Source organism: Streptomyces sp. NBC_01261, assembly GCF_036226385.1.
Lineage (GTDB): Bacteria > Actinomycetota > Actinomycetes > Streptomycetales > Streptomycetaceae > Streptomyces.
This window is the reverse complement of sequence record NZ_CP108463.1, coordinates 10364491-10385908: the sequence shown is the minus strand read 5'-3', so window position 1 is coordinate 10385908 and position 21418 is coordinate 10364491. Positions and strand designations below refer to the sequence as shown.

Below are 21418 nucleotides of genomic sequence, written 5' to 3'. Positions count from 1 at the left end.
TGGTCCCATGACCGCGCACCACCTCCAGGGCTCCCTCTTCGACCAGACCGACCAGCTCCGCCTCGGCCCCCTCGACGGGACACGCCGTACGACACTGGGGCTCGGCGCCTGGATCGACGTGCTGCCCGGGTGGCTCGGCGGCGCCGACGCCCTGTTCGAGGAGCTGGCCACCGAGGTGCCGTGGCGCGCCGAGCGGCGCCAGATGTACGACCAGGCCGTCGCCGTACCGCGGCTGCTCGCCTACTACGGCGCGGCCGACACGCTCCCCCATCCGGTGCTGGCCGAGGCCCGGGACGCGCTCTCGACGTACTACGCACGGGAGTTGGGCGAACCCTTCACCACCTCCGGGCTCTGCTACTACCGCGACGGCCGGGACAGTGTCGCCTGGCACGGGGACCGGATCGGGCGGGGTGCCCGCGAGGACACGATGGTGGCGATCCTCTCCGTGGGCGCGCCCCGCGACCTGCTGCTACGACCCGTGCGCGGCGGCGAGTCGGTGCGGCGCCCGCTCGGGCACGGCGACCTGATCGTGATGGGCGGCTCCTGTCAGCGGACCTGGGAGCACTGCGTCCCCAAGACCACTCGCGCCGCGGGACCGCGCATCAGCGTGCAGTTCCGCCCGCACGGCGTGCACTGAGGCGGAGAGGCGGCCGCTTCGGATGCGCGCGGGGGCCGCCCCCGACGGACGGCGTCGGAGGCGGCTTCCCCCGCGCGAGCCGAGGTCGTCCGCGTCTGGTTGGCTGTCCCCGTACGGGGCACCACCTCACGAGGGACGATCATGCGGGCAGATGTACGCCAAGTCGCGGACGGCACCTATCTGGTGCACGGCAGCAACACCAACTGGGTGATCCTCACGGACGGCGACGCGGTCACCCTGGTGGACACCGGGTACCCCGGGGACCGCCCCCTGGTGCTCGACTCCCTTGAGCAGGTGGGGAGTTCACCGAAGGCCGTCACGGCGGTGCTGATCACCCACGCCCACAACGACCACCTCGGTTCGGCGGAGTACCTGCACAGCGCCTACGGCACGCCTGTCCTGCTGCACGAGGCCGAAGTACCGCACGCCCGCCGGGAGTTCCTGCAGCAGGTGACCGTCGGAGACGTGCTGAAGAACGTCTGGCGTCCGGGTGTCCTGCCCTGGATGGTGCACACGATCCGCGCCGGAGGCACCGAGCAGCATCCCGTCGCCTCGGCCGAGGCGTTCCCGGGCGCGGGCGGCCCGCTCGACCTGCCCGGTCGGCCCGTCCCCGTGCACACCCCCGGCCACACCAGCGGGCACTGCGTCTTCCATCTCCGGGACAGCGGGATCGTGATCTCCGGGGACGCCCTGGTGAGCGGCCACCCGACCTCCCGGATCAAGGGACCGCAGCTGCTGCCCGACATGTTCCATCACGAGCGCGAGCGTGCCGTGGCCTCGCTGGACATCCTCGAAGCGCTGGACGCCGAGACCCTGTTGCCCGGCCACGGCTCCGTACACACCGGTCCGGTCCGTGAGGCGGCGCGGCGCGCCCGCGAACACGCGATCTAAGGTCATCCCATGGCACTGCAGATCAACGCGACGAACCCGGAGCATCCGGTCCTCCTGCTGGAACTGCCCTGGGACGTCCCCCTGGAGGAGTGGCCGGACGAGTACCTGGTGCCACTGCCGCGCGGCATCTCCCGCCACGTCGTGCGCTACGCCCGCGCCGGCAGCGAGGTCATAGCCGTCAAGGAGCTGGCCGAACGGCCCGCGCTGCGCGAGTACGAGCTGCTGCGCGACCTGGACCGGCTCGGCATCCCCGCGGTCGACCCCCTCGCCGTGGTCACCGGGCGCGTCGACGCCGAGGGCGAGGCGCTGGAGCCGGTGCTGATCACCCGGCACCTGGGCGGCTCGATGCCGTACCGCTCGATGTTCGAGACCACGCTGCGGCCGGCCACCATGCACCGGCTGATGGACGCGCTCGCCGTGCTGCTGGTGCGGCTCCACCTGGCCGGGTTCGCGTGGGGCGACTGCTCGCTGTCGAACACGCTGTTCCGGCGGGACGCGGGCGCGTACGCCGCGTATCTGGTGGACGCGGAGACCGGCGATCTGCACCCGGCGCTGAGCAACGGCCAGCGGGACTACGACCTCGACCTCGCCCGCGTGAACATCAGCGGGGAGCTGCTCGACCTGGAGGCGTCCGGGGCGCTGCACCCGTCCGTCGACCCGATCGAGTTCGGCATGGAGATCTGCGCCCGCTACCAGAGCCTGTGGGAGGAGCTGACCCGCGTCTCGGTGTACCCGGCGGGCAAGTACCACTTCATCGAACGCCGGATCCGGCGCCTGAACGAACTCGGCTTCGACGTCGCCGAGATGCAGATCGAGCACTCCTCCAACGGCGACACGGTCACCTTCGTGCCGAAGGTCGTCGACGCCGGGCACCACCAGCGTCAACTGCTGCGCCTGACCGGCCTGGACGCCGAGGAGAACCAGGCGCGGCGGCTGCTCAACGACCTGGAGTCCTGGATGGCCACCCAGGACGACTACGCCCCGGGCGACCCGCTCGCCGCCCGGCCCGAGGTGCTCGCGCACCGGTGGGTGCGGGACGTGTTCCGGCCGACCGTGCGGGCCGTACCGCTGGAACTGCGCGGCTCGATGGACCCGGCCGAGATCTATCACGAGCTGCTCGAACACCGCTGGTACATGTCCGAGCACGCCCAGCACGACATCGGTCTGGACATCGCGGTCGAGGACTACCTCAAGAACATCCTGCCGAAGGTGCGCGAGACGCTGGCGCCGACCACCCCGGAGTGACCCGGGTCAGCCCTTCGCAGGCGGGGCCGTGGTGCCGCGGACTACTAGGCGCGGCGGAACCACGCGCTCTCCCTCCGCCATGGCCTCCCCGTCCAGGCGGGCGATGACGCGGCCGACGGCGAGTTCCGCGAGGCGCGGGATGTCCTGGGCCACGGTAGTAAGGTCGATGTGGGCGAGCCGGGACAGGCTGGTGTCGTCGAAGCCGACCACGGAGATCTCCCCGGGGACGGACACACCGGCCCGCAGGAACGTGTCGAGGACACCCGTGGCGCACCGGTCGTTGAAGGCGAGGACCGCGCTCGGCCGGGCGGTGCGGGCCTCGGCGAGCAGGGTGCGGGCCGCTCGTGCGCCGTCGTCCTCGGTGAGCCCGCCGGGCAACACGCGGACGTGGTCGTCGAGGCCGTGGCGGTGCATCGCGGTGCGGTAGCCGCGGCGGCGGTCCGCGGCGCCGGGCGCCCGGCCGCCGTCGATGTGGGCGACCGCGCGGTGGCCGAGCGCGACCAGGTGGTCCACGGCCTGGCGGGCGCCCTCGTCGTCGGCGGTGCGGACGACGTCCACGGCCGGTGGCGCGGGCCGCAGCCGCCGTGCCACCGAGACCACCGGAACCTGCGTCGCGAGGTGCGCCAGGCGGGCGGCCGGGACCTCGGGGCCGAGCAGGACGAGCGCCTCGCAGCGATCGGCGAGCAGCGCCTCCACGGCCTGCCGCTCACCGCGCGTGGGTGCTACCGCGCTCAGGGCCACCTGGTAGCCGGCGGGCTCGGCGGCGGCGTAGATGCCCTCCACCAGGTCGGTGTGGAAGGGGTGGCGGAGCCCGAACTGCACGCCGAGGAGGCGTGAGCGGTTGCTGCGCAGCACCCGGGCCCGGGTGTCGGGCCGGTAGCCGATCTCCTCGGCGGCCTTGAGCACCCGCTCACGGGTGGTCGCGCTCGCGCCGTAGGCCCCGCGCATCACGATGGAGACCAGCGCGACGGAGACGCCCGCCCGGGCCGCGACATGCGCCAGCGTGGGCCGCTTTCCGTCGGGGACCGCGGGGGTCGTCGGCACGGTGGTCCTTCCGGTCGAGGTGTCGTTGCGTTTCGGGATCGTAGCCGCTCCGAAAGGTGTGCGACGTCGCTGCTCCGAAGGTACTGCAACGTTCTAGAAACATGCCCGGCGAAGTCTTGACACCGGAATCCGGTAGTGGCGTACTACTGCCATCTAGAACGTTCTAGAAGAGGGCGAGCAGTCATGTACACGTTGGCGGTCTGTGCCGAGATGGTCTTCCGGGACCTCCCGATCCACGAGCGGGCGCGGCGCGTCCACGAGGCCGGTTTCCAGGTCGAGATCTGGGACTGGACCCGGCACGACCTGGACGCGCTCACGCGGACCCCGGCCGAGTTCTCGTCGATGACGGGTTACATCCGGGGCAGCCTCACCGACGAGGCGGGCGCCGCCGAACTCCTGCGCACCGCCGAGGAGTCGGTGAAGGCCGCCGATCAACTGGGCTGCCCCCGACTGAACCTGCACGGCACCGGCCTCGACTCCGAGGGCCTGCCGGTGGTTCCGGTGACCGGCGAACCCACGGGCGCGATGTGGATCGCCGCCCACCGCACCCTGACCCGCCTCGCCGAGCTGGGCGAGAGCGCCGGGGTCACCTTCACGCTGGAGAACCTGAACGCCGCGGTCGACCACCCGGGCGTACCGTTCGCCACGGCCGCCGACACCCTGGCCCTGGTCAAGGCGGTGGACCGGCCGGGCCTGCGCATGAACCTGGACCTCTACCACGCGCAGATCGGCGAGGGGAACCTCATCGAACTCGTCCGCAAGGCCCACCAGTCGGACCTGATCGGCGAGATCCAGGTGGCGGACGTACCCGGCCGCCAGGAGCCCGGCACCGGCGAGATCAACTACCCGGCGATCGCCCGCGCCCTCGCCGACATCGGCTACGACGGCACGGTCGCGATGGAGGCCTGGGCCTCGGAGAGCGAGAGCGAGCGCGCCCTGGACCGCTTCCGCACCGCCTTCACGGTCTGACCCGCCCCGGCTTCGGACAACACATTCACACGGCACCAGGGAGAACCCCATGACCACCCAACTGCCCCTCGCCATCGGCCTGGTGGGCGCGGGCCGCATGGGATCCTTCCATGCCGAGACCCTCGCCCGCCGGCTGCCCGGCGTCCGTCTCGCCGCCGTGGCCGACCCGGCCCCGGGCGCCGCGCGGCGCCTGGCCGACCGGCTGGACTGCCCCACGGCGTACACCGAGATCGGCGACCTGCTCGCGGATCCCGACGTCGACGCGGTGGTCATCGCGACCCCGGCGCGCACCCACGCCGATCTCGTCGAGGCAGCGGCCCGCGCGGGCAAGGCCGTCTACTGCGAGAAGCCGATGGCGACCACCCTCGCGGACGCCGATCGCGCCATCGCGGCCGCCGCCGAGGCGGGCGTACCACTCCAGATCGGCTTCAACCGGCGCTACGACACCGGGTTCCGGGCCGCGCACGACAAGGTGGCGGCGGGCGCGATCGGCACCCCGCAGCTGCTGCGCTCGCTCACCCGCGACCCGAAGCTGGCCGACCCGGCGCCGATCCCGCCGTGGACGATCTTCCTCGAAACCCTCATCCACGACTTCGACACCCTGCGCTTCCTCAACCCGGGGTCCGAGCCGGTCGAGGTCTTCGCCATGGCCGACGCCTTGGTCCGCCCCGACTTCAAGGACCGCGGCCTGCTCGACACGGCCGTCGTCACCATCCGCTTCGACAACGGCGCCCTCGCCACCGCCGAGGCCAACTTCCAGGCGGTGTACGGCTACGACGTACGCGGCGAGGTCTTCGGCTCGGCGGGCATGCTGACGATGGGCGACATCCGGCGCACCCATCTGACGTCCTACGGCGCGGAGGGCATGGCGGCCGAGACCGTCACCTACGACCAGGACCTGTTCCACGACGCGTACGCAGCCGAGCTCGCCGACTTCGCCGAGACGATCCGCACCGCCCGCACCCCTTCGGCCACCGGCGAGGACGCCCGCGCCGCGCTGCAGATCGCGCTGGCGGCCATCAGTTCGGTGGAGAAGGGCGTCCCTGTACCCATCGAGGACATCCAGGCCTGAACCGCCTCAGCCTCAAGAGGCCTCCGGCGACGGCACCACGGCCACCGGGCACTCCGCGTGGTGCAGCACCCCGTGCGCGACCGAGCCGATCCGCGCGCCCACCGCCGTACGGTGGGAGCGCCGCCCGACAACCATCAATTGGGCGCGCCCCGCGAGCGAAAGCAGCACCTGCCCCGCGCTGCCGATCTCCACGTGCTCGACCACGGGCACGTCGGGGAAGCGCTTGCGCCACGGCTCCAGTGCCTCGGCGAGGCCCTTCTTCTCGTACGGCTCCAGGCCACCGGCCTCGTCGAGCAGTCGCATGGATCCGGGGCTGTAGGCGAACACCGGCGGCAGGGTCCACGCCCGTACGGCACGGACCGCCGCTCCCCGCGCCGCAGCCGTCTCGAAGGCGAAGCCCAGCGCGGCGGCGCTGTCCTCGGGGTCCCCGTGCTGGCCCACGACGATCTCGCGCCCGGCGGCCTCCCTGGCGGCTTCGTCACCGGCGCGCACGAGCACGACGGGCCGTACGGAGTCGGCGATCACCTGCTGGCCGACGGAACCGAGCAGGAAGCCGACGACGGGCCCGTGGCCGCGTGAGCCGAGGACCAGGAGTTCGGCGTCGGCAGCGGCGGCGGTCAGCGCGTCGACGGGCTCGCCCTCCAGGACGTCGGTGGTGATGTCCAGCCCGGGGTGGCGTTCGGCGACCTCCCGAGTGGCCCCGGCCGCCGCGTCCCGCACCCAGCCGTCCTGGGTCTCCCGGTCCCCCGCGTCGATGGCGTGGTGCTCCTCGAACCGCCAGACCTGCACCACCCGCAGCGCCAGCCCCCGCCGTACGGCCTCCCGGCCCGCCCAGGCGAGTGCGGCGAGGCTCTCCGCCGATCCGTCGACGCCTGCGGTGATCGGTCGTGTCATGCGGTGGCCTCCCGGTGGTGCGGTCACGTGCGTCGGGCCCAGTCTTCACTACGGTGCCCGCATGACCTTGGAGTGGGAGCAGGTGGTGGTGGACGCGGCCGACCCCGTCGCGCTGGGACGCTGGTGGGCCGAAGCGCTCGGGTGGGTGGTGGTGGGCGAGGCGCCGGACGAGTTCGAGATCCGGCCGGAGCCGGAACGGCTGCCCGGGCTGCTCTTCGTGCCGGTGCCGGAGGGGAGGACGGTGAAGAACCGGCTGCATCTGGACTTCCGCCCGGACGACCAGGAGACCGAGGTGACCCGGCTGCTGGCGCTGGGCGCGCGGACCGCGGACGTCGGGCAGGGCGAGCAGTCGTGGGTGGTGCTGGCGGATCCGGAGGGAAATGAGTTCTGCGTGTTGCGCTCCCGGCGCCCCTGAGGCCCCCGTCTCGGGTGTAGCGGAGCGCGACACGGCGATCGACCATACGATGGTGGGGAGCCGGCGCGGTGACAACGGCGCCGCCGTGCCGTGAAGCCGACCACTCGGGGTGGGAGACGTATGGCACAGGCCGCCGAAGCCGCGCGGACCGTCATCATGACCGTTGACGACGATCCGGGAGTCTCCCGTGCCGTCGCCCGTGACCTGCGGCGGCGCTACGGCGAGTCGTACCGGATCGTGCGTGCGGAGTCCGGCGAGTCCGCGCTGGACGCGTTGCGCGAGCTGAAGCTGCGCGGGGATCTCGTGGCCGTGATCCTGGCGGACTACCGCATGCCGCAGATGAACGGCATCGAGTTCCTGGAGCAGGCTCTTGATGTCTATCCGGGCGCGCGCCGGGTGCTGCTGACCGCGTACGCGGACACGGACGCGGCGATCGACGCGATCAACGTCGTCGACCTCGACCACTATCTGCTCAAGCCCTGGGACCCGCCGGAGGAGAAGCTCTACCCGGTCCTGGACGACCTCCTGGAGGCCTGGCGGAACAGCGACTACCGGCCCGTGCCCGCCACGAAGGTCGTCGGACACCGCTGGTCGGCGCGCTCCTCGGACGTGCGGGAGTTCCTGGCCCGCAACCAGGTGCCGTACCGCTGGTACTCGGCCGACACCCCGGAGGGCCTGCGGCTCCTGTCGGCCGCCGGGCAGGACGGGCAGCGGCTGCCGCTCGTCATCACCGCCGAGGGAAAGGTGCTGGTCGAGCCGGAGGCGACCGAACTGGCCGCCGAGGTCGGGCTCGCGACCACACCGACGGCGGACTTCTACGACCTCGTCGTCATCGGCGGCGGCCCTGCCGGGCTCGGCGCGGCCGTGTACGGGGCTTCGGAGGGGCTGCGGACGGTTCTCGTCGAGCGGTCGGCGACCGGCGGGCAGGCCGGGCAGAGTTCGCGCATCGAGAACTACCTCGGGTTCCCCGACGGGGTGTCCGGGGCCCAACTCACCGACAGGGCACGGCGGCAGGCCGGGAAGTTCGGCGCCGAGATCCTGACCGCCCGCGAGGTCACGGGACTTGAGGTCAGCGGCTCCGCACGCGTCGTACGGTTCGCGGACGGCTCGGCGGTCGCCGCGCACAGCGTGATCCTCGCAACCGGAGTGTCGTACCGGCAGTTGGAAGCGCCCGGCATGCCCGATCTGACGGGCTGCGGGGTCTACTACGGCTCGGCGCTGACCGAGGCGACCTCCTGCCAGGGGCACGACGTGTACATCGTCGGCGGCGCCAACTCGGCGGGCCAGGCGGCGATGTACCTGGCCCGGGGCGCCAAGTCCGTGACGCTGCTGGTGCGCGGGCCCTCGCTGGCCGCGTCGATGTCGTACTACCTGATCCAGCAGATCAACGAGGCGGAGAACATCTCCGTGCGCACCGGCACGGTGGTCGACGCCGCGCACGGTTCCGACCATCTGGAGCAGCTCACCCTGCGCGACACGGAGAGCGGAACGACCGAACTCGTAGACGCGCAGTGGATGTTCGTGTTCATCGGCGCGGCTCCGCTGACCGACTGGCTGGACGGGTCGGTGCTGCGGGACGAGCGCGGGTTCATCCTGTCCGGGCCGGACCTCAGCGCGGACGGGAAGCCGCCCGCGAGCTGGGAGTTGGACCGGGCGCCGTACCACCTGGAGACCAATATTCCCGGCGTGTTCGTGGCGGGCGACGCGCGCGCCGAGTCCGCGAAACGCGTCGCGTCCGCCGTCGGAGAGGGAGCCATGGCCGTGATGCTCGTCCACCGCTACCTGGAGCAGTCATGAGCGGGCAGGTGCTGCCGTGCAGCCCGCAGGAGATCGGCACGCTGTTCCTGTTCGAGAAGCTGACACCGGAGCAGCTCGGCCGATTGTGCTGCGACGGGCAGGTGGAGCAGTTCGAGGCCGGGCCCGTCTACACCGAGGGCGACCCCGCGACCTGCTTCTACGTCATGATCGAGGGCACCGTCGTGCTGTCGCGGCGGGTCGGCGGCGACGACGTGGAGGTCAGCCGGACCTCCCAACGCGGCGTGTACACGGGCGCGATGCAGGCCTACATCGGGGACCGGGTGCAGCAGGTGTACCTCAACTCGATGCGGGTGACGGAGCAGACGCGGTTCTTCGTGCTGCCCGCCGAGACGTTCGCGGCCATCATGAGCGAGTGGTTCCCGATGGCGGTGCACCTGCTGGAGGGCCTCTTCTTCGGTTCGAAGAGCACCCAGTTGGCGATCAGCCAGCGTGAACGGCTGCTGGCGCTGGGCTCGTTGTCGGCCGGCCTGACGCATGAGCTGAACAACCCGGCCGCCGCCGCCGTCCGCGCCACCTCGGCGCTGCGCGAGCGGGTGGCGAAGATGCGGCACAAGCTGCGGCTCATCTCCGCGGGCCGGTATCCGCGCGAGGCGCTCGCCAACCTGATCGACATCCAGGAGCGCACGGCCGAACGCGTCGCCAAGGCGCCCTCGTTGAGCCCTCTGGAGGCCTCGGACCGCGAGGACGCCCTCACCGACTGGCTCGACGACCACGACATCACGGAGTCGTGGCAGATCGCGCCGACGTTCGTGCAGGCCGGTCTCGACATCGAGTGGCTGGACCAGGTCGCGGCGGCCGTGGACGCGGAGATCCTGCCGAGCGCGATCGGCTGGCTCAACTACACCGTCGAGACAGAGCTGTTGATGACGGAGATCGAGGACTCCACAACCCGGGTCTCGAACCTGGTGGGCGCCGCCAAGCAGTACTCACAGCTGGACCGCGCTCCCTATCAGGTGGTTGACGTCCATGAACTCCTCGACAGCACCCTGCTGATGCTCGCGGGCAAGTTCGGCGATCGCGTCAAGGTCGTCAAGGAGTACGACCGCACGCTCCCCAAGATCCCCGCGTATCCGGCCGAGTTGAACCAGGTGTGGACGAACCTGATCGACAACGCGGTCTCCGCGATGGAGAGTTCGGACGGGACCGGCACGCTGACGGTGCGGACGGCCCTGGAGCACGACCAGTTGATGGTGGAGTTCCGGGACACCGGCCCCGGTGTGCCGCAGGAGATCCGTGGCCGTATCTTCGATCCGTTCTTCACCACCAAGCCGGTCGGCGAGGGTACGGGGCTCGGTCTGGACATCTCCTGGCGGATCGTCGTCAACAAGCACCACGGCACCCTCCAGGTGGAGTCGGTGCCGGGCGACACCCGCTTCCAGGTCCTGCTGCCACTCACCGCCGTCGACAACGAGACGCCCGAGGAGTCCGCATGAGCGACATCGCAGGAATCGAGCCGAACGTCCCGCCCAGCGGGGCGGGTTGTGTGGAGTGCGACGCGGCCGACGGCTGGTGGTTCCACCTCCGGCGGTGCGCGCAGTGCGGTCACGTCGGCTGTTGCGACGACTCCCCCGCCAAGCACGCCACGGCCCACCACCAGTCCACGGGACACCCGTTCATCCAGAGCTACGAGCCCGGCGAGGACTGGTTCTGGAACTTCACCACCTCCGAGCTGTACGACTCCGGTCCCGAACTCACCGCCCCGGTGAGCCACCCGAAGGACCAGCCGGTGCCGGGTCCCGCGGGACGCGTTCCGGCGAACTGGGCCGAGACCCTGCGCTGAACCCGGGCCCGCCGGGCGGGGACCTTCTCCCGCCCGGTGGCCAGGTGCGTTGTCAGTGGCGCGTGCCAGGATGGGGGCGTGACGTCATCCGTGGCAGCAGCGCCGCTCATCGGCCGGGACGAGGAACTCGCCCGCCTCGCCGGTGTGCTGGAGCGCGCCCGCGCGGGTACGGCCGGGGCGGTGCTGATCGCCGGGGACGCGGGCGTCGGCAAGACCCGGGTCCTGGACGAGATCGCCGGGCGGGCCGCGACTGCCGGGATGACGGTCCTCACCGGGCACTGCGTCGACCTCGGTGACGTCGGTCTGCCGTATCTCCCCTTCACCGAGATCCTCGGGGTCCTCGCGGACGACGAACGCTTCGCCGCCGCGCTGGCCGCGCATCCGGCGGTCGACCGCCTCCTGGGCGCCGGTTCGGACGCGGCGCGGGACGCGGGCGGCCGGCTGCGGCTCTTCGAGGGCATCGCCGGACTCCTCGCCGACCTCTCCGACATCGCTCCCCTGCTCCTGGTCCTGGAGGACCTGCACTGGGCCGACCAGTCCTCCCGCGACCTGCTCCGCTTCCTGCTCAGCCGCGGCATCCTCCAGCGCCCGGCGGGCGGCGCGCCCACCCACCGCCTCGCGGTGTTCGCGTCGTACCGCGCGGACGACCTCCACCGCCGCCATCCCCTACGGCCCCTGCTGGCCGAGCTGGTGCGGCTGCCCGCCGTGGAGCGCCTGGAGCTGCGGCCCATGGGGGACGCGGAGGTCGCCCGGCTGGTGCGCGCGCTGCGCACGGGGCCGGTACCGGACGGCACGGTCCGCCGGATCGTCCAGCGCGCCGAGGGAAACGCCTTCTACGCCGAGGAGTTGCTCGCGGCGAGCGACATGGAGGCGGGCGGGGTGCCGAGCGGTCTGGCCGACGTCCTGCTGATCCGTTTCGAGCAACTCTCCGACACCGCCCAGCAGGTGTTGCGCATCGCCGCCGTCGCCGGGCGCCGCGTCGAGTACGACCTGCTGCGGGACGCGGTCCAACTCCCGGAGGACGAGCTGGAGTCGGCGCTCCGCGAGGCCGTCGAGCGACAGCTCCTGGTCCCCGGGCACGCCGACACGTACTCCTTCCGGCACGCCCTGGCCCGCGAGGCGGTGTACGCCGACCTTCTCCCCGGAGAGCGCTCCCGGCAGCACGGCGCGTTCGCCCGCCTCCTCGCCTCACGCGGTCACGGGGCCGAGAGCGCGGCGGAGCGCGCCCACCACTATCGCGAGAGCCACGACCTGGCCGAGGCCCTGGCCGCCTCCCTGGAGGCCGCCGACCACGCCCAGCGCGTCGGCGCACCCGCCGAGGAGCTGCGGCATCTCGAAACCGTCCTCGATCTGTGGTCGTCGGTCGACCCCGCGGCGCGGCCCTCGGGCGAGGGCATCGGCAGTGTGACCCTCACCCTGCGTGCGTCGGCGGCGGCCGCCCACGCCGGGGACGCGCACCGCGCGGTCTCCCTCACCCGGTCCGCGCTCGCCGGGATCGGCCAGGACACGGACTCCGAGCTGGCCGCCCGGGTCCGCTACACGCTGGCCGGCAATCTCATGGGCGTCGACAGTCTCACGGCCGCGTTCGCGTACAGCAGCGAGGCTCTGGCGATGATCCCCGCCGAACCGCCCTCCCGGACCTGGGTGTGGGCCGCGGCCACGCATGTGCTGGCGGCCCGTCAGGTCGGCGAGAACGAGATCGCGCTGCGGATCGCCCGCCAGGCCCTGCGCACCGCCGAGGATCTCCAACTGACCGACGCCCGGGCCGACTTGCTGATCTCGCTGGCCACGCTCGAAAAGGGCGGCCGGCGCACCCGGGAGGGCCGGGAGCGGCTCGCGCAGGCACGCGAACTGGCCCGGCAGGCCGGGAACTCCCCCGTGGAGATGCGCGCCCTGTTCCATCTCGCGATCGGCAGTTTCGAGTCCGGTGACCTGGAGGAGTCGCTGCCCTGGCTCGCCGAGGGGCTGGACCGGGCCCGTCGCGCCGGACTGCTCTCGTCGCCGTATCCGCTGGAGATGCGCTATCTCCAGCTCCTGGTGCTGTACACGCTGGGCCGCTGGGACGAGTGCGTGAAGGTGGCCGCGAGCGACGCGGACGTGCTGCCGCACGCGGGCGGTTTCACCATGGGGCCCGCGCTGCATGTGGCGCTGGCGCGCGGCGACTTGGGGGCGGTGGAGCGGGCCCGTGTCCTGCTGGAGGGGCCGTTCGACTGGATGGCCGCCATGGTGGCGGGCATCGTGCTCACCGACGCGGCTGCCTTCGAGGGCGACCCGGGGGCGGCCGTGGAGCGGATGCGTGCCGCGGTCACGGCCCTCACCGACGACTCCGGTCGGCGTCCCGATCTCACGGTCCGGCTCGCCGCCCTCGCCCTGGCCGCGGTCGCCGACAGGGCCACCGCGCTCCGCCTGACCGGGGACGAGGCGGGGGTGCGTCGCTGGACGGACACCGCGACGGAACTCGTCGAGCTGGCCCGGTCCGTGGCCGACGCGGGTGGCGAGGCCCGACCGCAGGGTCCGGAAGGACAGGCGTGGCTGGCCCGCGCCGAGGCCGAGTGGACACGGACGGCCGCGGGACCGGACGCGGCGGCCTGGGAGAAGGCGGTGTCCGCGTTCGGCTACGGCGACGTCTACGAACGGGCGCGCTGCCAATTCCGGTTCGCGGAGGCCCTGTTGGCGGCCGACCGCCGTGCGGAGGCGGGCGCCCACGCCCGTGCGGCACGGGAGGCCGCCGCCCGGCTCGGTGCCGCGCCCCTGCTCGCGCGGCTGGACACGCTGATCCGCCGTGGCCGCCTCGGCGACCCGGCACCGGACACCGGGGACCGCCCCTCGCCGCTGACGGCCCGCGAGCGGGACGTGCTGCGGCTGCTCGCCCTCGGGCGCAGCAACCGCCAGATCGGCGAGGAGCTGTTCATCACCGGCAAGACGGCGAGCGTCCACGTCTCCAACATCCTCGCGAAGCTGGGCGCCGCGAGCCGTACGGAGGCGGTGGCGATCGCCTATCGCCAGGGGCTGATCACCCCGGAGGCGACGGCGTCCGGCTGACTCCGGCGTTCACTTCGCGCAGTCGAGACTCTTGAGGTCGACGGCGTCGGCCATGGCCGCCATCCCCTTGTCGTTGGGGTGGAGATGGTCACCGCTGTCCAGGAAGGGGAGCATCCTCTCCTGGTCGTAGGGGCTGCGGAGGATGTGGTCGAAGTCGGTGACCGCGTCGAACTCCCCGCCGCTCCTGATGAATTGGTTGACCTCCTGACGGACTGCCTCGGCCGCCGGGTCCCATTCGGACCAGCCCTTGAACGGGCCGACCGTGGCGCCGACGACACACTTCCCGGCCGCGTGCGCCCGGTCGATGATCTCGCGGTAGCCGGCGATCATGTCCTGGGCGGTGACGCCGGAGTGGGCCTTGATGTCGTTGACGCCCTCGAAGAGGAACACGGTGCGGACTCCGGGCTGCGACAGCACATCGCGCCGCAGCCGGTTGCGGGCGCTCTGCCCGGCGCCGTCGGCGAGGACCTTGTTGCCCGAGATCCCTTCGTTGGCCACGCCCTTGACGGCCGTGTCGGCGCGGGCGAGCCGCCGGGCCAGGTAGTCCGGCCAGCGCCGGTTGAGGTCCGACGTGGACGCCCAGCCGTCCGTGATGGAGTCGCCGAGCGTGACCACGGCACCGATGCCCGCGCTCGGCCGTACGGAGACGGCGTCGAGGTAGTACCAGGATCCGGTGGTGCCCGTCCAGGCGGCGGCGCCTTCCTCGCCGGTGTGGTCGCCCTGGCTGACGTACGACGTCTGCATGGCCATGCCGTGGCCGGTCGCCGGGCCCGCCGCGTCCGGGGAGTGGATGCTGACCACCAGGTTGGTCGCGGCGGGCATCCTGCCGGAGAGCGGGTCGCTGTAGGCGACCGCGCCCGGCGGGATCGTGACCGACTTCGCGCCGTCGAAGGTGAGCCGCCGGTTGGAGCCGGGGACGAGCGCGGCGCCCGTCCGCTGCACACCGGCGTAGACGTCGTCGAAGGTCAGCGGCCGGTCGCCGAAGGCGTTGGAGAGCCGGATCCGCAGATCGCTGCCGGCCACGCTGGTGTGCACGATCAGCCGGTAGCCGCGGTCGGCGACTCCGTCGCCCAGGTGGTCGGCGCTCGCTCCCCACGTGATGACGGATGTCGGGTTCTTCAATGCCTTCGCCTGTGCCGGCGCCTGGGGTTGTGCGTGTGCGGGTCCGGACTGGAAGGCGGCGACGAGCAGGAGAAGTGCGGCCGTACGGCGCAGTCGTGCCCGTCGGGCCGTCACCGGGCGAAGTCCCGCAGCGTGACGGACGCGCCCGGTGTCAGACGCACCGTCCGTGTGGTGTCGCCGAAGGCCACCGTCGTGGTCCGGCCGTTGATGCTGCGGATCTTCACCTCGGTCGGTTTCCCGTTGCGCCAGTGGAGGTCGACGACGAAGCCGCCGCGGGCGCCGACCCCCGTGACGGAGCCGGACGCGGCCCAGGCGTCGGGGAGGGCGGGGAGGAGTTCCAGGTGGCCCGGGCGGGAGTAGAGCAGCATCTCGATGATCGCGGCGGGGGTGCCGAAGTTGGCCTCGATCTGGAAGATGCCGCGGCCCACCTCGACCTGGTAGATGTCGAAGAGGTTGGAGGCGGTGCCGTTGCTCCCGTTGGTGGACGGCCGAAGGTTGTTCACGACCAACTGGTAGGCCTTCTCGGCGTTCTTGAGCCGGGACCAGCACAGGCTGCGCCAGGCGTTGGCCCAGCCGAAGCTGTCCATGCCCCGGGCCGTGAGCAGCGCGGTGGCGCCGTCCACGATGTCCTTCGGGGTGGAGCCGTCGGGGCGGATGCGGTCGCCGGGGAAGAGTCCGATGAGCGGCGACAGGTGCCGGTGTGTGGTCTCCCCCAGGTTGTCCGGGGACATCCACTCCTCCAACCAGCCCGTCTTGGGGCTCACCACCGGGAGGTACAGCTTCTTGCGGAGTCCGGCGATCGTGCCCGCGTAGCCGGTGTCCTTCTTCAACTCGGCCGCCGCGACACAGTAGTTGCCGAACAGCGCCCACACGAGTTCCTGGGCGTAGGTGATGCCCTTCGCGTCCAGCGGTCCCTGTTCGGGCGACCAGTCGCTGTCGGCGATGAGCACCTCCTTCGAGCTGCCGGGCAGGGTGGTGGTGAGCAGCCGCGCCTCCCAGAACTCGACGGCCCCCTTGAGCAGCGGGTAGATCTTCGCGAGGTGGGCGCGCGAGCCCGTGAACTCGTAGTGCTCCCAGAGGGTGTTGCTCAGCCACGCGTTACCGGCCGGGTGCCACCACCAACCCCCGCCGCCGTACGGGTTGGTGGAGATCGCGACGGTCCAACCGGCGTTCTTGCCGCTGGAGTTGCGGTAGCGGTTGCGGGAGTCGTTGAAGAGCCTGCGCGTGACGTCCGTCCAGTCGGGGAGCTGGGCGACGCAGTAGTCGGTGAACGCGTCGAAGCACTGGGACAGTCCGGCGCGGTCCGCCATCCAGTAGTTCATCTGGATGTTGATGTCGGTGTGGTAATCCCCCATCCAGTCGGGGTCGTTGCCGTCGAGCCAGTTCCCCTGGAGGCCCATCGGCAGACTCCCCCGGGAGCCGGCGATCATCAGATACCGGCCGAACTGGAGGTAGGCGGCTTCGAGTTCCGGGTCCGGCTCGCCGTCCCGGGCGCGGGCCTGGATGCGCTCCCAGGTGTCCAGCGCACGCTGGTCGGCGGTCGAGGTGCCGAGCGAGATGTCCAACTGCCCGAACAACGCGCCGTGGTCGGCGACATGAGTGCGCAGCAGGGTGTCCGCCGAGTGCTTGGCAGCCGCACTCACCTTGGTGCGGGCCAGCTTCTGCGGGTCGAGGGACGGATCGCGGTAGTGGGCCGCCGCGTTGGGCGCGTAGTTGGTGCCGCCGCTCAGTACGACGGTGACGTCCTTGCAGCCGGAGAAGGCGACGCGCGAGCCGGTCACCGTGACGCTGCCGCCGGTGCCGTACGCGGTGACGGCGGCGCCGTAGCGCAGGCCGTTGGCGAGGGTGGCGCCGAACGAGCGGGCGTCACCGGCCGGTTCGCCGTGCGTGCCCGCCAACTCGACGGTGCCGGTGTAGCGTCCGCCGCCGCTCTGGGTGAGGTGCAGGACGATCACGTCGTCGGGGCGGCTGGCGAAGAGCCGCCGCTGGTACGTCACTCCGGAGCGGACGTACGAGGCGCTCGCCACGCCCTGTTCGAGGTCGAGGGTGCGGCGGTAGCCGGAGACCGCGCCCAGGTCGTGGTCGGGTATGTCGACGGTGAGCCGGGCGAGCAGCGTGAGGGAGCCGAAGTCGGCGCGGCCGTAGGGGAATTGGCCGTCCGAGTCGAGCGTGTCGTTGAGGCCGCCGGTCCACAGGGTGGCGTCGGTGACGAGGAGGACCTCGTGGCCGGGGTCGTTGCTCGCGAGGGCGCCGAGGCGGCCGTTGCCGATCGGGAGGCCCTGCTCGATCATCGAGTTGTCGTCGGCCGGGGCCTGCCACCACAGGGTGTGGCGTGAAGTACCGCTGCTGGTCTGGGCGTTGGTCGGTCGCTGGGGTGCGGCCGAGGCCGTGAAGGCGGGCAGGCCGGCGAGGGCGCCGGTGGCCGCGGCGAGGGCGAGCAGATTGCGCCTGGGCAGGTCGGGCAGTGCACTGGACATGGCGGTCTCCGAAAAGGTCGGCTCAGGAGGAGGAGGTGGGCACGTCGATCCGGTCGATGTCCGGCGCGTAGCCCGAACCGCTGTCGAAGGTGATCGTGTTGGCGCCCGCCTTCAGGGTCACCGGCACGCTGACCGTCCCGACGGTCCCCCAGTCGCCGGTGGACGGGAACTTGTGGCTGGTGGCGCCGTTGCCGTTCGAGGAGATGCTCGCCGGGCGGGAGTCACCGCTGACGTAGGCGATCTTCACCTGGTAGGTGCCGGCCTTGGCGACGACGACGTTGTTGATGGTGAGCTTGCCACCGACGTAGAGGTTGCCGACCTTGTGGCCGCCGGAGCAGGCCGAGCAGTCGGCGATGTCGGCGTTGCCGCTGAGGGTGTTGGTGGTTGCCTCGGCCTCGTAGGCGGTGGTGGTGACGGCGCTGCCGTGCGGGGTGACGGTGAAGAGGCGGGAGCCGTGGGCGGGCAGGGCCTCGGTCACCTTGTTGGTGTAGGTGCCGAGGTCCTCGTGGTTCCAGAGGTCACGGACGGCGGCCTTGCCGGTGAAGCCGAGGGTCGTCCAGTTCGCGGAGACGGCGGCGGGGGCGTCGGCGAGGTTGAACAGGGCGACGGTGTAGGTGCCGTTGGGGTTCTTCGCGGCCCACACCTGCTGGGGGTCGGACGGGGTGACCGGGCGCGCGGGCGGCGCGTCGCTCTGGTCCACGCCGATGACCTCGCTGTTGGTGAGGAGCGAGAGGCCGTAGTCGTCGAGGCGGGTGAGGTCGTCACCGGTGAAGAGCGGGGACTTGGCCACGGCCCAGAGGGTCGCGTAGCTCTGGCGCTCCGCCTTGGTCAGGCCGTCCATCGCGCCGCTGCCGACATCGAGGGAGTCGAGGTCGTTCCAGCCGCCGGGGCCTGCCTGGCCGGTCCACGCGGGGGCGTCGTCCCAGCGGTCGTCGACCGAGTTCTCCCAGCTGACAAGGGTGTTGCAGTAGCACTCGACGTCGGTGTCGATGCGCCAGCCGTTGGAGTACTTCTTCCAGTCGGCGGCGTGCCCGTAGTCGAGGGACCAGGAAAGCTCCAGGTGGACGGGGCGTCCGACGGCGGTGATGGCCTTGTTCCAGGCGGCCACGTCGGCAACGTTGTCGTACTGGTCGCCGCTCTTTCCGGACCCCGGGCCGACGCCGTCGAGCTTGAGGAAGTCGTAGCCCCAGCCGGCGATCAACTGGGCCTGCGAATCGATGTACTTCTGGGTGCAGGGCCGGGAGAAGTCGAGTTTGTACGAGCTGTCCCAGCCGTTGGTGGTGCGCAGGTCGCTGTAGACGATGTCGGCGGTGGTGCAGCCGTCGGCGTTCCAGATCGGCGTCTTGCCGCTGTTGTAGGCCTCCTTCTCCAGGCCCGCCGGCAGGTAGATGCCGGCTTTGAGGCCCTTGGAGTGGATGCGGTCGGCGACGGCCTTCATCCCGCTGGGGAAACGTTTCGGGTCGGCCTTCTGGCGGCCGTACTCGTCGTACTCGGGCGCCCAGGCGTTGTCGCGCCACCAACCGGCGTCGATGTTGACGTAGTTGTACCCGTACTTCTTCAACTTGCTCGCCAGCGCGTCGGTCTGCTTGGTGACGTTCGCCTCGGTCAGGTAGCTGTAGTCGCCGTCCGGGTTGAGGCCGGGGTACTTGGACGACTGCATGCTCCAACTCGACCAGCCCATGAAGGGCTTGGCCGCGACGGTCGAGGCCGGGTCCGCTGCGGGGGTGGACGCGTGCGCGGCGGGGAAGTGGGTGGCGAAGCCGGCGGTGAGGGCCAGGACCACCATGGCTCTCAGGGCGCGGACAGGCGTGAGGGAGTACATCGTCGGGCTCCTCGTGCGGGTAGGAGTGTGTGGGGCGGGGAGTGCGCGGGTTGGGGGTGGGGGTGTGATCGTGCGGCTAGGTGTCCGATCGGATGAAGGACTGGATCGCGGTCGCGGCGGCCCCGCGCGCCCATTCGTCGAAGGGCAGAGGACGGGTGTGCACGTCGCACCGGGCGGCGGAGCCGAAGGCGGCGGCGGTGAAGGAGTCTCGGATCTGCTCGGCGAACAGGTCGTAGGCGGCCAGGCCCTCGCCGGAGATGATCACGCGTTCGGGGCCGAACAGGTTGACCACGGTCGCGATGCCCCGGCCGATCGCCTCACCGGCCCGCGCGTACACCTCGCGCGCTCCGGCGTCGCCCCGGTGGGCGAGGGCCAACGCCTCGGCGGTGTCTGTGACTTGGACGCCGGTGACCTCGCGGACGCGGGCGACGATCGCGGCGTCTCCGGCGATCGCCTCGACGCAGCCGCGGTTGCCGCAGTGGCACAGGGGCCCGGCGGGATCGACGACCACGTGCCCGATCTCACCGGCCACCCCGTGGGCACCCGCGACGACCCGGCCGTGCACGACCAGTCCGCAGCCGATGCCCGCGCCGACGGTCACCACGGCGAAGTCCGTGAGGCCCGCGCCGGCGCCGAACCACTGCTCGGCGACGGTCAGCGCCCGTACGTCGTTGTCGACGGTGACCGGCAACCCCGTTGTCATGGAGGCCAGTTCGGCCAGGCGTACGTCACGCCAGTCCAGGAACGGCGAGTAGCGGACGACCCCTTCGGCGCGGTCCACATCGCCGGAGACCGCGAGCCCGAGGCCGAGCACCCTGATACCCAAGTCGTCCGCCTCGATGCGGAGTTCCTGGGCCAGGTCGGCGATCGACGAGAGCACCGCCTTTGGGTCGTGGTCGGTCAGCGGCACATGGCGGGCGACCCGGATGCGGCAGCACAGGTCGGCGAGGACGGCGATGATCTCGTCGCCGGTCACCTTGACCCCGATGAACAACGCCCGCCCGCCGTCGACCCGTACGAGGTTCGCGGGCCGCCCGAGCGCCGGGGGCGCGTCCTGGTCGGCGCCCTCCGCCAGGTACCCGGCCTCCATCAGCGGCCGGACCGCCTTGGTCACGGCGGCCGCCGACAGCCCCGCCCGGCGGGCCACCTCAAGACGGGTGAGGGGGCCGTGCGAGAGCACGGTCGTGAAGACCTGTGAGACGGCCGGCGTGTGTGCCGGGAACGACTCGGTGCGGGGGATCGAGCGCATGGCGGGAACCTAGGTCCCTTCATTTCCGTCGTCAATAAAAGAAGCAGGATTCGTCGAAGCGAAGTTGTGAGTCGTCTGAGCGGAGCTGATGCCTCCTGAGGCCTCGTTGTCAGTGCCGGGCGGCACAATCGCCGTATGACGACGATCGATTGGTCCGAGCTGACCCACGCCTACGGCAGCGCCGAGGACATCCCGGGCCTGTTCGCGCGCCTCGGTGGCACCGAGGACGACGCCGTGTGGCAGGAGTTGTGGGGCTCGCTGTGCCACCAGGGCTCGGTGTACGACGCGAGCTGGGCGGCACTGCCCGTGCTCACCGACATCGCACTGGGCCGGGCGCCGGGCGGGGCGATCCAGGCGGTCACCATGGCCGGGCTGATCACCACGGACCCGGACGAGGAGTGCCGCGAGCGGTACACGCACGAGATAGGCCAACTGCTGGAGGTGGCACGGGTGTTGCGCGCCGATCCGGGGCAGGACGCACACACCTTCGTCTATCTGCAGATGGCCGTGCTCGCCTTCGAGGGCGACGACGGGGTGTGGGCCGAGGCGCTGGAGAGGATCAACGCCGAGGAGTACGACCTGGAGTGCCCCGAGTGCGAGGAGGGCCTGTTCGTCGCGTTCGGCTCGTACGGCGTCTTCACCTCGGCCGGCGACTATGTGTCCGGCGCCGGCAAGAAGGCCACGGAGGGGCGGACCGAGCTCATACCGGCGACGCCCGACGGGCTCGACGGCATCGGGGCGCGGCTGCACGGCGAGGCGCTCGCGTCCGGGCAGACGGAGGTCGCGACGGCGTTGAGGTATGTCTTCGGGAAGGCCGCTTGCCCTTCCTGCGAGGCCGTGTTCACGGTGTCCGAAGAGGTCGAGAAGCAGTGGATCTGAGGAGGTCGACAAGCAGCGGGGCCGAGGCCGGACCTCCGGGCGCCCCGCTCGTGGCAGGGCAC

General features: G+C 71.6%; 17 protein-coding genes. 11 read left to right on the top strand and 6 right to left on the bottom strand.

The features are described from left to right. Window positions 1-7: 7 nt before the first annotated feature. The 3 genes from OG226_RS46085 to OG226_RS46075 all read left to right on the top strand — a co-directional run bounded on the left by OG226_RS46085 (window position 8) and on the right by OG226_RS46075 (window position 2773). Window positions 8-637, top strand: coding sequence for an alpha-ketoglutarate-dependent dioxygenase AlkB (locus OG226_RS46085; protein ID WP_328685478.1), 630 nt, complete (start codon window positions 8-10; stop codon window positions 635-637). Between the two features lie 141 nt (window positions 638-778). Then, the gene (locus OG226_RS46080; protein WP_328685477.1) at window positions 779-1528 is read left to right on the top strand and encodes an MBL fold metallo-hydrolase; all 750 of its coding nucleotides are present in this window, start codon (window positions 779-781) and stop codon (window positions 1526-1528) included. Between the two features lie 9 nt (window positions 1529-1537). Next, complete coding sequence (locus tag OG226_RS46075) at window positions 1538-2773, top strand: DUF4032 domain-containing protein (RefSeq protein ID WP_328685476.1); 1236 nt, start codon at window positions 1538-1540, stop codon at window positions 2771-2773. A 6-nt stretch (window positions 2774-2779) separates the two neighbouring features. On the opposite strand, the gene OG226_RS46070 is transcribed toward OG226_RS46075, so the two are convergent. Further along, complete coding sequence (locus OG226_RS46070) at window positions 2780-3817, bottom strand: LacI family DNA-binding transcriptional regulator (RefSeq protein WP_329352510.1); 1038 nt, start codon at window positions 3815-3817, stop codon at window positions 2780-2782. A gap of 183 nt (window positions 3818-4000) precedes the next feature. Between OG226_RS46070 and OG226_RS46065 the strand changes: the two genes are divergently transcribed. Both OG226_RS46065 and OG226_RS46060 read left to right on the top strand, forming a co-directional pair. Next, the gene (locus OG226_RS46065; protein WP_328685474.1) at window positions 4001-4786 is read left to right on the top strand and encodes a TIM barrel protein; all 786 of its coding nucleotides are present in this window, start codon (window positions 4001-4003) and stop codon (window positions 4784-4786) included. A 49-nt stretch (window positions 4787-4835) separates the two neighbouring features. Beyond that, window positions 4836-5858, top strand: coding sequence for a Gfo/Idh/MocA family oxidoreductase (locus tag OG226_RS46060; protein WP_329352509.1), 1023 nt, complete (start codon window positions 4836-4838; stop codon window positions 5856-5858). Between the two features lie 12 nt (window positions 5859-5870). Here OG226_RS46060 and OG226_RS46055 read toward each other — a convergent pair whose 3' ends face one another. After that, window positions 5871-6752: a universal stress protein gene (locus OG226_RS46055; protein ID WP_329352508.1), complete on the bottom strand. Its 882-nt coding sequence runs from the start codon at window positions 6750-6752 to the stop codon at window positions 5871-5873. A gap of 61 nt (window positions 6753-6813) precedes the next feature. Here OG226_RS46055 and OG226_RS46050 point away from each other — a divergent pair, with 61 nt between their 5' ends. The 5 genes from OG226_RS46050 to OG226_RS46030 all read left to right on the top strand — a co-directional run bounded on the left by OG226_RS46050 (window position 6814) and on the right by OG226_RS46030 (window position 13807). Further along, window positions 6814-7167 carry a VOC family protein gene (locus OG226_RS46050; RefSeq protein ID WP_329352507.1) on the top strand — a complete coding sequence of 118 codons (354 nt, stop codon included), beginning with the start codon at window positions 6814-6816 and terminating at the stop codon, window positions 7165-7167. 120 nt (window positions 7168-7287) lie between these two features. Next, on the top strand, window positions 7288-8964 hold the full coding sequence (locus OG226_RS46045; RefSeq protein ID WP_329352506.1) for an FAD-dependent oxidoreductase: 1677 nt from the start codon (window positions 7288-7290) through the stop codon (window positions 8962-8964). Next, window positions 8961-10418: an ATP-binding protein gene (locus OG226_RS46040; protein WP_328685469.1), complete on the top strand. Its 1458-nt coding sequence runs from the start codon at window positions 8961-8963 to the stop codon at window positions 10416-10418. Before OG226_RS46045 ends, OG226_RS46040 begins: the two co-directional genes overlap by 4 nt. Then, entirely contained in the window at window positions 10415-10765 is a 351-nt protein-coding gene (locus OG226_RS46035; protein WP_328685468.1) for a UBP-type zinc finger domain-containing protein, read from the top strand. The genes OG226_RS46040 and OG226_RS46035 overlap by 4 nt, the downstream gene beginning before the upstream one ends. A gap of 78 nt (window positions 10766-10843) precedes the next feature. Continuing rightward, a complete protein-coding gene (locus OG226_RS46030; protein ID WP_328685467.1) occupies window positions 10844-13807 on the top strand; it encodes a helix-turn-helix transcriptional regulator in 2964 nt (987 codons plus the stop codon). A 9-nt stretch (window positions 13808-13816) separates the two neighbouring features. Here OG226_RS46030 and OG226_RS46025 read toward each other — a convergent pair whose 3' ends face one another. The 4 genes from OG226_RS46025 to OG226_RS46010 all read right to left on the bottom strand — a co-directional run bounded on the left by OG226_RS46025 (window position 13817) and on the right by OG226_RS46010 (window position 20477). After that, window positions 13817-15043: an SGNH/GDSL hydrolase family protein gene (locus OG226_RS46025; RefSeq protein ID WP_329352503.1), complete on the bottom strand. Its 1227-nt coding sequence runs from the start codon at window positions 15041-15043 to the stop codon at window positions 13817-13819. Next, window positions 15040-17406 (bottom strand): glycosyl hydrolase family 95 catalytic domain-containing protein, encoded by a 2367-nt coding sequence (locus tag OG226_RS46020; protein WP_329352502.1) that lies wholly within the window; start codon window positions 17404-17406, stop codon window positions 15040-15042. Before OG226_RS46020 ends, OG226_RS46025 begins: the two co-directional genes overlap by 4 nt. Window positions 17407-17428: 22 nt before the next feature. Next, a complete protein-coding gene (locus OG226_RS46015) occupies window positions 17429-19228 on the bottom strand; it encodes an alpha-galactosidase D (RefSeq protein ID WP_329352500.1) in 1800 nt (599 codons plus the stop codon). 76 nt (window positions 19229-19304) lie between these two features. Continuing rightward, window positions 19305-20477, bottom strand: coding sequence for an ROK family transcriptional regulator (locus tag OG226_RS46010; RefSeq protein WP_329352499.1), 1173 nt, complete (start codon window positions 20475-20477; stop codon window positions 19305-19307). 135 nt (window positions 20478-20612) lie between these two features. Here OG226_RS46010 and OG226_RS46005 point away from each other — a divergent pair, with 135 nt between their 5' ends. Further along, window positions 20613-21356: a hypothetical protein gene (locus OG226_RS46005; RefSeq protein ID WP_329352497.1), complete on the top strand. Its 744-nt coding sequence runs from the start codon at window positions 20613-20615 to the stop codon at window positions 21354-21356. The last annotated feature ends 62 nt before the right edge of the window (window positions 21357-21418 follow it).